Origin of the sequence: Nocardia asteroides, assembly GCA_019930625.1 — a bacterium.
In the GTDB taxonomy this organism is placed as follows: Bacteria; Actinomycetota; Actinomycetes; order Mycobacteriales; family Mycobacteriaceae; genus Nocardia; species Nocardia sputi.
Genome location: CP082844.1, coordinates 2775784 through 2790546 on the forward strand (window position 1 = coordinate 2775784; position 14763 = coordinate 2790546).

A 14763-nucleotide genomic window follows, 5' to 3' on the forward strand; every position below is an offset into this window, starting at 1 on the left:
GGCCGTCCCGATCTGTCGGCCACCCGCTTCGTCGCCGATCCGATGGGCGACGCGCCGGGCGGGCGCCTGTATCGCTCCGGTGACCTCGCGCGCTGGAACCGCTTCGGCGAGCTGGAATACCTCGGCCGCGCCGACGACCAGGTGAAGGTGCGCGGCTTCCGCATCGAACTCGGCGAGATCGAATCCGCGATCCTCGCCCAGCCCGGCATCGCCCAGGCCGCGGTCATCGTGCGCGAGGACCAGCCCGGCGATCAGCGGATCGTCGCCTACGTGGTGTCCGAGCCGGGCGTCGAGCCGGCGCTCGACGCGGTCCGCGACGGCGCCGCCGAGCAACTGCCCGCCTACATGGTGCCTTCGGCCGTGGTGCGGTTGGAATGGATCCCGTTGACCGTCAACGGGAAGCTGGACCGCCGTGCGCTGCCCGCCCCGACGGCGCAGTCGCGCGCCTTCCGCGCGCCGGTGACCCCGGTGCAGGAAACCGTGGCAGCGGTGTTCGCCGACGTGCTCGGCCTGGAGCGGGTCGGCGTGGACGACGACTTCTTCGACCTCGGCGGCAACTCGCTGGTCGCGACCAGGGTGGTCGCCCGCATCGGCGCCGCGCTCGGTACGACCGTCGCGGTGCGCACTCTGTTCGAGGCCTCCACCGTGGAAGCGCTCGCCGCGCGGGTGGAATCGCACGCCGACGGCGCGGCGCGCGCCCGCCTGGTCGCGCGTGAGCGCGCGGCCGACGAGCTGGTGCCGCTGTCGTTCGCGCAGCAGCGCATGTGGTTCCTGAACAAGTACGACACCGCGTCGGCGGCCTACAACGTGCCGATTGCCATACGGCTCACCGGCGCGCTGGACGTCGAGGCGCTGCGGTTGGCGCTGGCCGATGTGGTGCGCAGGCACGAGTCACTGCGCACCCGCTACCCCGAGCACGGCGGCACCCCGGTCCAGGTGATCGTGCCCGCCGAGGACATCGTCCTGGATCTGCATCCCGTGGCGGTGGACCCGGCGCGGCTGGTCGAGGCGGTGACCGAGTTCGTCACCACCGGATTCGATGTGGCCGAAGAGGTTCCGCTGCGCACCCGGCTGTACACGGCCGGGCCGGAGGAGCACGTGCTCGTCGTGGTGGTGCACCACATCGCGGCCGACGGGTTCTCGATGAGCCCGCTGACCCGCGACGTGATGGCCGCCTACACCGCGCGCAGCACCGGCAGCGCTCCCGGCTGGGCGCCGCTGGCGGTGCAGTACGCCGACTTCGCGGTGTGGCAGCGCGAGATCCTCGGCTCCGAGGACGATCCCGACTCGCTGCTGGCGAAGCAGGTCGCGTACTGGCGGCGCGCGCTCGACGGCGTTCCCGACGAGCTGACCCTGCCCACCGACCGCCCGCGTCCGGCCGTCGCCTCCTACCGTGGCGCGACGCTGCATCGCGAGCTGTCCGGCGACCTGGTCGCCGCACTGGAGGAACTCGCGCGGCAGCGCGGTGCGTCGCTGTTCATGGTGATGCACGGCGCGCTGGCGGTGCTGCTGTCGCGCCTGTCCGGCAGCGACGACGTCGCGGTCGGCACCCCGATCGCGGGCCGCGGCGAGGCCGCGCTCGACGACCTGGTCGGCATGTTCGTCAACACCCTGGTGCTGCGGGCCGAAGTGGACGCTGGTGACCGCTTCGCCGATCTGCTCGACCGGGTGCGCCGCACCGACCTGGACGCCTACGGCAACGCCGACGTGCCGTTCGAGCGGTTGGTGGAACTGCTCGCGCCGGAGCGCTCGCAGGCCCGCCACCCGCTGTTCCAGGTGATGCTGGCATTCCAGAACCTGGAGCGCACCACCCTGGAACTGCCCGGCCTGTCGGTGTCCGCGCTGGATCTGGACGAGAACGTCGCGCGCTTCGACCTGCAGTTCACCCTCGCCGAGCGGGGTGAAGCAGGTTCCGGCGCCATGGCTCTGACGCTCACCTACGCCACCGACCTGTTCGACGAGTCGACCGCGGCGGGCATCGTGGACCGCTGGGAACGCGTGCTCGCGGCCGTCGTGGCGGAGCCGGATGGTCCTGTTGGTGATATCGCTCTGCTGGATGAGGGCGAGACCGTGCAGGCGTTGCGTGGCTGGAATGACACTGCTCGTGATGTGGGTTCGGCGGCGACGTTGGTCGAGTTGTTCGCTGCGCAGGCCGCGGCGACGCCGGATGTGGTGGCGGTGGTGGATCCTGCCACTGGTGTGTCGTTGACGTATGCGGATTTGGCTGCTCGTGTGCGGCGGTTGGCGCGTCGTTTGATCGAGGCGGGTGTGGGCCCGGAGTCGTTGGTGGCTTTGGGTATGCGCCGGTCGGTGGATTTGGTTGTGGCGGCGTATGCGGTGCATGTCGCGGGTGGCGGTTATGTGCCGTTGGATTTGGATCAGCCCGCTGACCGTGTGCAGTATGTGCTGGATTCGGCTGACCCGGTCTGCGTGCTGACCACTGCGGCTGATGGGTTCGACGGGGCGGGCTGCGCCACGCTGAGCATTGATGAGTTGGACCTGTCCGGTTACTCGGACGCGCCGGTCACCGATGCCGAGCGGATCGCGCCGCTGCGTCCGCAGCATCCGGCGTATGTGATCTTCACTTCTGGTTCTACCGGCCGTCCGAAGGGTGTGGCGGTGCCGCATGCGGCGGTTGTGAACCAGATTCGTTGGATTACCGGCGAATACGGCATCGGTGTCGAGGACGTCGTGCTGTTCAAGACGCCCGCCACCTTCGATGTGTCGGTGTGGGAGTTGTTCGGTCCGCTGAGCACCGGGGGCCGGATCGTGGTGGCGAGCCCGGATGGGCATCGTGACCCGCAGTATCTGGCTGAGGTGATCGCGGCGCAGCGGGTGACGATGACCTCGTTCGTGCCGTCGATGCTGACGGTTTTCGCGGGTTCTATCGACCCGGCGGAGGCGGACGCGCTGGCTTCGTTGCGGATTTTGTTCGTCGCCGGTGAGGCGTTGACCGCTGATGCGGTGGTCGCTATCCGGCGGGTGAGCGATGCCGCGCTGTTCAACTTGTACGGTCCGACGGAGTTCACTGTGCATGCCACGCACGGCCGGGTGGCCGAGCAGGTGGATGGTGCGGTGCCGATCGGTTTGCCGGTGTGGAATGCGCAGGCCTACGTGCTGGACGCGCGCCTGCATCCGGTGCCGGCGAACGTCGCGGGTGAGTTGTATCTCGCGGGTGATCAGCTGGCGCGTGGTTATTTCGGGCGCGCGGATCTGACCGCGGATCGTTTCGTGGCCAACCCGTTCGGGGAGCCCGGTGCGCGGATGTACCGCACGGGTGACCTGGTCGCCCGGGACGCTACTGGTGCTATCGAATACCTGGGCCGCACCGATTTCCAGGTGAAGTTGCGTGGTTTGCGCATCGAGCTGGGTGAGATCGAGTCCGCGTTGACCGCCCACGAATCGGTGGCGCAGTCGGTGGCGGTGGTGCGTTCCGACGCGCGCACGGGAGACCAGCTGGTCGGCTACGTGGTTCCCGCGGGCGGTGCGACGGTGGATGTCGAGGCGCTGCGTGCGCACTTGGCCGCGCGTCTGCCGTCCTACATGGTGCCCGCGGCGATCGTGGTGCTCGAGGCTATGCCGTTGAACCCGAACGGCAAGTTGGATCGGCGTGCGTTGCCTGATCCGGTGTTCGAGGCACGCGAGTTCCGTGCTCCCTCGACCCCGGTCGAGCAGATCGTCGCCGAGGTCTTCGCCGAAGTACTCGGCGTGGAGCGAGTCGGCTTGGACGACTCGTTCTTCGCCCTCGGCGGCGACAGCATCGTCTCCATCCAGTTGGTGTCGCGAGCCAAGGCGCGCGGCGTGGTGTTCACCCCGCGACACGTCTTCGAGCAGCGCACGGTGGCCGGCTTGGCCGCCGTCGCCGAAACCACCGAGGCGGCCGAGGCGTCGGCCATGACGCTGGCCGAGCCGCCGGGCGGCGGCATCGGCGTCATGCCGTTGACGCCGGTGGTGCGCTTCATGGCCGAGCGGCGCGGCTCGTTCGGCCGCTTCAACCAGACGCTGGCGCTGGAACTGCCGGTCGGCATCGACCGGGAGGGCATCGCCGCGACGGTCGGGGCGGTCATCGACCGGCACGACATGCTGCGCGCGAGCCTGCGCCGGGACGGTGACGATTGGATCGTCGAGACCGCCGCGCCGGGCACGGTGGATGTGGACGGGCTGATCGACCGCACCGAGTTCGCCGCGAACGCCACCGCCGACGAATTGGTCGAGATCGCCTCGGCCGCACTGGACGAGTCGTTGGACCGGCTCGATCCCGCGGCGGGCGTGGTCATCCGGTTCGTCTGGCTGGAACCCGATTCCGCCGAGCGCGCCGGACGCCTGATCGTCGCCGCCCACCACCTGGTGGTGGACGGCGTCTCTTGGCGCATCCTGGTGCCGGACTTCGTGACGGCCTGGGGCCAGCGCATCGCGGGGCAGACCCCCGAGTTGGTCGCCCCGGCCACCTCGATGCGCGCCTGGGCGCACGCGCTGGAGCGCGCGGCGGCCGGCCCCGAGCGGGTGGCCGAGCTCGACTACTGGCGGTCGGTGGTCGCCGCGGCCGATCCGCTGCTGACCGAGCGTCCGATGGATCCGGAGATCGACACCTCCGGCGTCATCGCCAAGGTTCAGGTCGAGGTGTCCGCCGAAGTCACCAAGGCCCTGCTCACCACGGTCCCGGCGCTGTACCACGGCGGCGTGAACGACGGCCTGCTCACCGCGCTGGCGCTGGCCATCGCGAAGTGGCGGGCGCGGCGGGTGGCCGCCAGGGGCGAGGATTCGCTGCTGATCCGACTGGAGGGTCACGGCCGCGAGGAAGACGTGGTGCCGGGTGCGGATCTGTCGCGCACCGTCGGCTGGTTCACCTCGATCTACCCGGTCCGGTTCGACCTGTCCGGCATCGACATCGACGCCGCGTTCACCGGCGGACCCGCGCTCGGAGCGGCCGTCAAGGCGGTCAAGGAGCAGTTGCTCTCCGTGCCGGACAAGGGTCTCGGCTACGGCCTGCTGCGTTACCTGAATGCCGAGACCGCGGCCGAGCTGCCGCGCGAACTGCCCGGCCAGGTGAGCTTCAACTACCTCGGGCGCATCTCCGAAGGCGACGTGCCGGAGTCGCTGCGCGGCTTCGGCTGGATCCCCGCGCCGGAACTCGGCGCGCTGGGCGGCGCCTACGACGCCGACATGCCCGCCATGGCGCCGCTGGACGTGAACGCGATCGTGGTCGGCGACAAGTTGACCGCGAACATCGGCTACCCGACGACGCTGCTGTCCGCCGCCGACGTGCGCGAATTCGGTGAGCTGTGGACCGCGGCGCTGGAAGCGGTGGCCCGCCACGCCAATTCGACCGGCGCGGGTGGGCACACCCCGTCGGACTTCGCGCTGATGCGCAGCCCCAGAGGTGGTGTGGCGCGGGGGATCACCCAGCGCGACATCGACGCCTGGGAGCGGCGCTTCCCGGCGCTGGCCGACGTCTGGCCGCTGTCGGCGCTGCAAGCCGGTCTGCTGTTCCACGCCCGACTGGCCGCGAGTTCGGTGGACGTGTACACCGCGCAGGCGGTGCTGACGCTCACCGGCCGGGTGGACGCGGCCCGGTTGCGTGCGGCCGCACAGGCATTGGTGGGCCGCTACGAGAACCTGCGCACCGCGTTCGTCACCGACATCGACGGCAACCCGGTGCAGATCGTGCTCGACAGCGTCCGGGTGGCGTGGGCCGAGCACGACCGAACCGAGTCGGGTTCGGCGGACGACCTGATCGAGGCCGACCGCATGCAGCGGTTCGACCTGACCGCGCCGCCGCTGATCCGCTTCACCCTGATCCGAGTCGCGCCCGACCGCTGGCAGTTCGTGGTGGCCAACCACCACATCCTGCTCGACGGCTGGTCCATGCCGCTGCTCATGCGGGATCTGCTGGTGCTCTACGCCGCCCACGCCGACACCTCCGCGCTGCCCGCGGTGCGCTCCTACCGGCACTTCCTGGAGTGGACCCGGCAGCAGGACCACGCGGCGTCGCTGGCGGCGTGGGCGCACGCGCTGCGCGGCGTCGGCGAGCCGACCCTGCTCGCGCGGCCGGACGCCGCTCGCGAGATCACCTCGCTGGCCGGTGAGTACTTCTTCGACCTGGACGAAGCGACCACCGCGCGTCTGACCGCGCTGGCCGCCTCGCTCGGCGTCACCCCCAACACCGTGCTGCAGACCGCGTGGGGCATGCTCGTCGGCCGCATGACCAGCCGCGACGACGTGCTGTTCGGCACCACCGTCTCCGGGCGGCCCCCGCAGCTGTCCGGCGTGGAGTCGATGGTCGGCCTGTTCATCAACACCGTGCCGGTGCGGGTGCGCTTCGATCCGTCGGAGTCGGTGCGTGACCTGCTGGTGCGCACCCAGGGCGAGCAGGCCGATCTGCTCGACCACCACTACGTGGGTCTGGCCGACATCCAGGCGGTCGCGGGCATCGGCGGACTGTTCGACACGCTGGTGGTGTTCGAGTCCTTCCCGGTCGACGCCGCGGGCTTGCAGGCGCAGGCCGCGGACATCGACGGCATGGCGGTGATCGGCCTGGACGCGGCCGACGCCACGCACTACCCGCTGACGCTGATCGCGCAGCTGGATTCGCGGCTGCGGGTGCGCGCGGGCTACCTACGTGACCTGTTCGACGAGACGACGGTGCGCCGCATCGCCGACCGCCTGATCCGGATGCTCACCGCGATCACCGCGTCGCCCGACGCGGTGGTCGGCGACATCGAGCTGCTCGACAGCGCCGAGCGGGAACTCGTATTGCGCGGCTGGAACGACACCGATTTCGATGTGGACGCGGCGTTGTCGGGTCGCTCGGCTCCCGCGACCCTGGTGTCGATGTTCTACGACCAGGTCGAACGCACCCCCGACGCGACCGCCATCACGTTCGAGGGGACAAGTCTGTCCTACGCCGAGTTCTCCTGGCGGGTGAACCAGCTGGCGCGCTGGCTGATCGCGCGCGGCGTGGGCGCGGAATCGTATGTGGCGCTGGGTATGCGGCGGTCTATCGATCTGGTGGTCGGTATGTACGCCGTCGCCGTGGCCGGTGGCTCGTATGTGCCGCTGGACCCGGATCACCCGGCCGAGCGCACCGAATACATCCTCGGCACGGCCGATCCGGTGTGTGTGCTCACCTCCGGCAGCGACCTGGACATCGACACCGCGCAGGTGCGTATCGACCTCCTCGATCTGAAGGGTCTGTCGGAGGCCCCGGTGACCGACGCCGATCGTCGTGCTCCGCTGCGTCCGTCGAACACCGCGTATGTGATCTTCACATCGGGTTCGACGGGTCGTCCGAAGGGTGTCGCCGTCTCGCACGCGGCGATCGTCAACCGCCTCGTCTGGATGCAGACCGCCTATCAGCTGACCGCCGATGACGTGGTGTTGCAGAAGACGCCCGCGACGTTCGACGTGTCGGTGTGGGAGTTCTTCTGGCCGTTGCAGATCGGCGCTCGCCTGGTCGTCGCGAAGCCCGAGGGGCACCGCGACCCGGCCTACCTCGCCGAGGTCATCAGCGCGGAGCGGGTGAGCGTCACGCACTTCGTGCCGTCGATGCTGGCTGTGTTCGTCGCGGATGCCGCTGCGGCACAGTGTGGTTCGCTGCGCTTGGTGTTCGCTTCGGGTGAGGCGTTGCCGCCCAAGCCCGCGCATCGGATGCGCGAGCTGACCGGCGCTGCCCTGCACAATCTCTACGGTCCGACCGAGGCCGCGGTCGACGTCACCTTCCACGAAGTCGTGGACGCCGACACCGAGACGGTGCCGATCGGCGCTCCGGTGTTCAACACACAGGTGTTGGTGCTGGATGGGCGGTTGCGCCCGGTGCCGGTGGGTGTCGCGGGAGAGCTCTATCTCGCCGGTATCCAGCTCGCGCGTGGTTACGTCGCGCGACCGGACCTGACCAGCGATCGTTTCGTGGCCAACCCGTTCGGGGAGCCCGGTGCGCGGATGTACCGCACGGGCGATCTCGTGGCGTGGACCGAGCACGGTGAGCTGGAATACCTCGGCCGCACCGACTTCCAAGTGAAGTTGCGTGGTCTGCGTATCGAGTTGGGTGAGATCGAGTCGGCGCTGACGGGTCTGGACGAAGTCGCCCAAGCCGTCGTGGTCGTGCGCTCCGACGCGCACGCGGGCGACCAGCTCGTCGCCTACGTCATCCCCGCGCCGGACGCTGCCCTGGACACCGACCTGGTCCGCGAGGACCTGGCGCGGCAACTGCCCGCGTACATGGTGCCCTCGGTCGTGCTCGTGCTCGAGGCGTTCCCGCTGAACGCCTCCGGCAAACTGGACCGCAAGGCGCTGCCCGCCCCGGTGTTCGAGGCCGCGGTGTTCCGCGCCCCGACCACGCCGGTCGAGGAGATCGTCGCCGCCACCTTCGCCGACGTGCTCGGCCTGGAGCGGGTCGGCCTGGACGACGACTTCTTCGCTCTCGGCGGCAACTCACTGTCCGCCACCCAGGTCGCCGCCCGGCTGTCTGCCGCGCTGGACACCGACCTCGGCGTGCGCGAGCTGTTCGAGGCCTCCACCGTGGTCGCTCTCGCGGCGCGCGCGGAGACCAGGGCGGGCGCGGGCGGCCGAGCGGCGCTGGTGCCGCAGCAGCGGCCCGAGCTGGTCCCGCTGTCGCTGGCCCAGCAGCGCATGTGGTTCCTCAACCGATTCGACCCCGACTCGGCGGTGGACAACATCCCTGCCGCGGTGCGGCTGTCGGGCCTGCTCGACCGGCAGGCGTTGCAGATCGCCGTCGCCGACGTGCTGGCCAGGCACGAGTCACTGCGCACGTTCTACCCCGAGGTGGACGGCACCGCCTACCAGCAGACCGTGGCCACCGCCAACGTGATCCCGGATCTGACGCCGATCGACGTCACCGAAACCGAACTGCCCGAGCAACTCGCGCGGCTGATCGGCACGGCCTTCGACGTCACCGCCGAGGTGCCCTTCCGCGCCCGGCTGTTCGAAATCAGCCCCACCGAGCACGTGCTCGCCCTGGTGGTGCACCACATCTCGGCCGACGGCTTCTCCATGGGCCCGCTGACCCGCGACGTGATGACCGCCTACGGCGCCCGCGTCGACGGCGGCGAGCCCGCCTGGCGTCCGCTCGAGGTCCAGTACGCGGACTTCGCGCTGTGGCAGCGCCAGGTGCTCGGCGCCGAGGGCGACCCGAAATCGGTGATCTCCGAGCAGATCTCGTTCTGGTCGGACACGCTGCGCGGGCTGCCCGAGCAACTGGACCTGCCCGCCGACCGGCCTCGACCCGCCGTCGCCTCCGGACGCGGCGCGACGCACGTCTTCGAGATCGACGCCGAGACCCACGCCCAGCTCACCGAACTCGCCCGCACCAGGGGCGCGACGCTGTTCATGGTCGCGCATACCGCGCTGGCGGTGCTGCTGTCGCGCCTGTCCGGCGAGGACGACATCGCGATCGGCACCCCGATCGCGGGACGCGGCGAGCGCGCGCTCGACGACCTGATCGGCATGTTCGTCAACACCCTGGTGCTGCGGACCCCGATCCAGAGCGGTGCGACGTTCACCGAACTGCTGCGTTCGGTGCGCGCGACCGACATCGCGGCCTTCGGACACGCGGATCTGCCGTTCGAGCGGCTGGTGGAGATCCTGAATCCGGCGCGTTCGCAGGCGCGCAACCCGCTGTTCCAGGTGATGCTGGCATTCCAGAACACCGGCCAGAACAGCCTCGAGCTGCCCGGCCTGACGGTGAGCGGTGTCGACCTGCCGATCGACGTCGCCAAGTTCGACCTGCAACTGGTGCTGTCCGAACGCGACGCCGCCGAGGCGGCGGGCATCACCGCCGAGCTGATCTACGCCACCGACCTGTTCGACCCGGCCACCATGGCGGAGTTCGGCGTGCGGTTCGGCCGATTGCTGAAGGCGGTCGCCGCCGAGCCGGACCGGCCCATCGGCGATATCGCTCTGCTGGATGAGGGCGAGACCGTGCAGGCGTTGCGTGGCTGGAATGACACTGCTCGTGATGTGGGTTCGGCGGCGACGTTGGTCGAGTTGTTCGCTGCGCAGGCCGCGGCGACGCCGGATGTGGTTGCGGTGGTGGATCCTGCCACTGGTGTGTCGTTGACGTATGCGGATTTGGCTGCTCGTGTGCGGCGGTTGGCGCGTCGTTTGATCGAGGCGGGTGTGGGCCCGGAGTCGTTGGTGGCTTTGGGTATGCGCCGGTCGGTGGATTTGGTTGTGGCGGCGTATGCGGTGCATGTCGCGGGTGGCGGTTATGTGCCGTTGGATTTGGATCAGCCCGCTGACCGTGTGCAGTATGTGCTGGATTCGGCTGACCCGGTCTGCGTGCTGACCACTGCGGCTGATGGGTTCGACGGGGCGGGCTGCGCCACGCTGAGCATTGATGAGTTGGACCTGTCCGGTTACTCGGACGCGCCGGTCACCGATGCCGAGCGGATCGCGCCGCTGCGTCCGCAGCATCCGGCGTATGTGATCTTCACTTCTGGTTCTACCGGCCGTCCGAAGGGTGTGGCGGTGCCGCATGCGGCGGTTGTGAACCAGATTCGTTGGATTACCGGCGAATACGGCATCGGTGTCGAGGACGTCGTGCTGTTCAAGACGCCCGCCACCTTCGATGTGTCGGTGTGGGAGTTGTTCGGTCCGCTGAGCACCGGGGGCCGGATCGTGGTGGCGAGCCCGGATGGGCATCGTGACCCGCAGTATCTGGCTGAGGTGATCGCGGCGCAGCGGGTGACGATGACCTCGTTCGTGCCGTCGATGCTGACGGTTTTCGCGGGTTCTATCGACCCGGCGGAGGCGGACGCGCTGGCTTCGTTGCGGATTTTGTTCGTCGCCGGTGAGGCGTTGACCGCTGATGCGGTGGTCGCTATCCGGCGGGTGAGCGATGCCGCGCTGTTCAACTTGTACGGTCCGACGGAGTTCACTGTGCATGCCACGCACGGCCGGGTGGCCGAGCAGGTGGATGGTGCGGTGCCGATCGGTTTGCCGGTGTGGAATGCGCAGGCCTACGTGCTGGACGCGCGCCTGCATCCGGTGCCGGCGAACGTCGCGGGTGAGTTGTATCTCGCGGGTGATCAGCTGGCGCGTGGTTATTTCGGGCGCGCGGATCTGACCGCGGATCGTTTCGTGGCCAACCCGTTCGGGGAGCCCGGTGCGCGGATGTACCGCACGGGTGACCTGGTCGCCCGGGACGCTACTGGTGCTATCGAATACCTGGGCCGCACCGATTTCCAGGTGAAGTTGCGTGGTTTGCGCATCGAGCTGGGTGAGATCGAGTCCGCGTTGACCGCCCACGAATCGGTGGCGCAGTCGGTGGCGGTGGTGCGTTCCGACGCGCGCACGGGAGACCAGCTGGTCGGCTACGTGGTTCCCGCGGGCGGTGCGACGGTGGATGTCGAGGCGCTGCGTGCGCACTTGGCCGCGCGTCTGCCGTCCTACATGGTGCCCGCGGCGATCGTGGTGCTCGAGGCTATGCCGTTGAACCCGAACGGCAAGTTGGATCGGCGTGCGTTGCCTGATCCGGTGTTCGAGGCACGCGAGTTCCGTGCTCCCTCGACCCCGGTCGAGCAGATCGTCGCCGAGGTCTTCGCCGAAGTACTCGGCCTGACGGCCGGTGCGGACGAACGCCCCGTCGGCTTGGACGACGACTTCTTCGACCTGGGCGGCAACTCGCTGATCGCCACCCAGGTGGTAGCCCGCCTCGGCGCGGCGTTGGACACCAGGATCCCGGTCCGCGTGCTGTTCGAGGCGCCGACCGTGGCCGCGCTGGCCGCCCGGGCCGAAACGCAGCAGGGCAGCGGACGTCGCCGCGAGCTGGTCGCGGGCCCGCGTCCGTCGAAGATCCCGCTGTCGCTGTCCCAGCAGCGGATGTGGTTCCTGAACCGCTTCGACAACCAGACCGCGGTGAACAACATCCCGCTCGCGGTCCGGCTCACCGGAACCCTGGACACCGAGGCGCTGCGCCAGGCCGTCGCCGACGTGGTCGACCGGCACGAGGTGCTGCGCACCGTCTACCCGGAGACCGCCGACGGCCAGGGTGTGCAGGTGGTGCTGCCCGCCGGGCACAGCGACATCGACCTCACCCCCATCGAGGTATCCGAGGCCGAGATCTCCGAACGGATCAGCGAACTGGTGCTGGCCGGCTTCGACGTCACCGCCGAGGTCCCGGTGCGCGCCCAGCTGTTCCGCATCGCGGGCTCGATGGACGGCTCGCAGCTCGACACCCACGTGCTGGTGTTCGTGGTGCACCACATCTCCGGCGACGGCTGGTCGGTGCGTCCGCTGGCGCGCGACGTGATGGTGGCCTACTCGGCGCGTTCGCGCGGCGAGGCGCCCGCCTGGGCACCATTGCAGGTGCAGTACGCCGATTACGCGCTGTGGCAGCGTGAGACGCTCGGCTCGGAGAGTGATCCGGAGTCGCTGATCGCGCAGCAGGTGGCCTTCTGGTCGCAGACCCTGGCCGGCCTGCCCGATCAGCTCGATCTGCCCTCGGACCGCTCGCGCCCGGCTGTGGCGTCCAATCGCGGTGACGTGTACGAGTTCTCGCTCGACGCGCCGCTGCTGCGCGAGTTGAACGCGCTGGCCCGCGCGAACGGCGCCAGCCTGTTCATGGTCGTGCACGCGGCGTTCGCCGCGCTGCTGGCGCGGCTGTCCGGCAGCGACGACATCGCCATCGGCACCGCGGTCGCGGGCCGTGGTGAGGCGCTGCTCGACGACGCCATCGGCATGTTCGTCAACACCCTGGTGCTGCGCAGCGCGGTGGATCCGGCGATACCGTTCACCGAATTGCTCGCCCGCACCAAGGACAGCGATCTCGCGGCGTTCGCGCACGCGGACCTGCCGTTCGAGCGGCTGGTGGAGATCCTGAACCCGGCGCGTTCGCAGGCGCGGCATCCGCTGTTCCAGGTGATGCTGTCGTTCCAGAACACCGGTGAGGCCACCTTCGAGCTGCCCGGCCTGGAAGTGGCCGGTGTGCCGCTGGACGTGGTGACCGCCAAGTTCGACCTGCATCTCAACCTCGCCGACCGGTTCGACGCCGCGGGCGCGGCCGACGGCATGACCGCCGAGTTCCTCTACGCCACCGACATGTTCGACGCCGACACCATCGCGGGCGTGGCCCAGCGCCTGGTGCGGATGCTGAGCGCGATCGCCGCGGACGCGTCGGTGGCCGTCGGCGACGTCGAGCTGCTCGACAGCGTCGAGCGCACCGAAGTGCTCGAGCGGTGGAACGACACCGCGCATCCGGTCGACCCGGCCGCCACGCTGGTATCGATGTTCGCCGCGCAGCTCGCGCGGACACCGGACGCGACCGCGGTGACGTTCGAGGGGACGAGTCTGTCCTACGCCGAGTTCGCCGCCAGGGTCAACCGCCTCGCACGCCATCTGATCTCACTGGGCGTCGGCCCGGACTCGATGGTCGCGCTCGGCATGCGCCGTTCGATCGATCTGGTGGTCGGCATGTACGCGGTGAGCGTCGCCGGTGGCGCGTACGTGCCGCTGGATCCCGACCACCCGGCCGACCGCACCCGCTACGTGCTCGACACCGCTCACCCGGTGTGCGTGCTCACTACTTCGCACGACGAGTTCGACGCGGGGTCGACCCAGGCGATCGAGATCGATCGGGTTTCCCTCGCGGGCTACTCCGACGAGCCGCTGACCGACGCGGATCGCCTCGGGCCGCTGCGTCCGTCGAACACCGCGTACGTCATCTTCACCTCCGGTTCGACCGGCCGCCCGAAGGGCGTGGCCGTCTCGCACGCCGCGATCGTCAACCGTCTGGTGTGGATGCAGGACGAATACGGCCTGGACGACACCGACGTGGTGTTGCAGAAGACTCCCGCCACGTTCGACGTGTCGGTGTGGGAGTTCTTCTGGCCGTTGCAGGTCGGCGCGCGGCTTGTGGTCGCGAAGCCGGACGGCCATCGCGACCCGGCCTACCTCGTGCAGGTCATCACCGACGAGCAGGTCACCACGGCGCACTTCGTGCCGTCCATGCTGTCGGTGTTCGTAGCTGTGCTGGATGCGTCGGCCGCGGGGCCCTCCGTGGTCACGCGAGCTACCGCCTCCGGGCCTGACGCGGCCGCTGTGCTGGATGCGTCGGCCGCGGGGCCCTCCGTGGTCACGCGAGCTACCGCCTCCGGGCCTGACGCGGCCGCCGAGGAACGCGCCGACGAATGCACCAGTCTGCGCAACGTCTTCGCCTCCGGTGAGGCGCTGCCCGCCGCCACCGCGCAGCGAATGCAGGAACTCACCGGCGCGCGTCTGCACAACCTCTACGGCCCGACCGAGGCCGCGGTCGACGTCACCTATCACGAGGTGACCGAGGACGACACGGTGTCGGTGCCGATCGGCGCCCCGGTGTTCAACACGCAGGTGTACGTGCTGGATTCGCGCCTGCACCCGGTGCCGGTGGGTGTCGCGGGTGAGCTGTACCTCGCGGGTGTGCAACTGGCCCGCGGCTACGTCGCGCGCCCGGATCTGACCTCGGATCGGTTCGTCGCCAACCCCTACGGTGCGCCGGGCGAGCGGATGTACCGCACCGGCGACCTGGTGTCCTGGACGGACAAGGGCGAGCTGGAATACCTGGGTCGCACCGACTTCCAGGTGAAGCTGCGCGGTCTGCGCATTGAGCTCGGCGAGATCGAGTCGGCGCTCACGGCGCTGGACTCGATCGCCCAGGCCGTGGTCGTGGTGCGCTCGGACGATCGACTGGGCGATCAGCTGGTCGCGTACGTCATCGCGACCGCGGGCCGTTCGGTGGACATCGAAGGCGTGCGCTCCGAACTCGGCGGC

At 69.6% G+C, this 14763-nt stretch carries 1 protein-coding gene (only partly in view); it reads left to right on the forward strand.

All 14763 nt of this window come from inside a single coding sequence — locus tag K8O92_12605, non-ribosomal peptide synthase/polyketide synthase (GenBank protein ID UAK34603.1), on the forward strand. Of the gene's 44070 coding nucleotides, 15546 precede the window and 13761 follow it; the stretch shown corresponds to coding positions 15547-30309, spanning codon 5183 (complete) through codon 10103 (complete); the first complete codon in view begins at position 1. Both the start codon and the stop codon lie outside the window.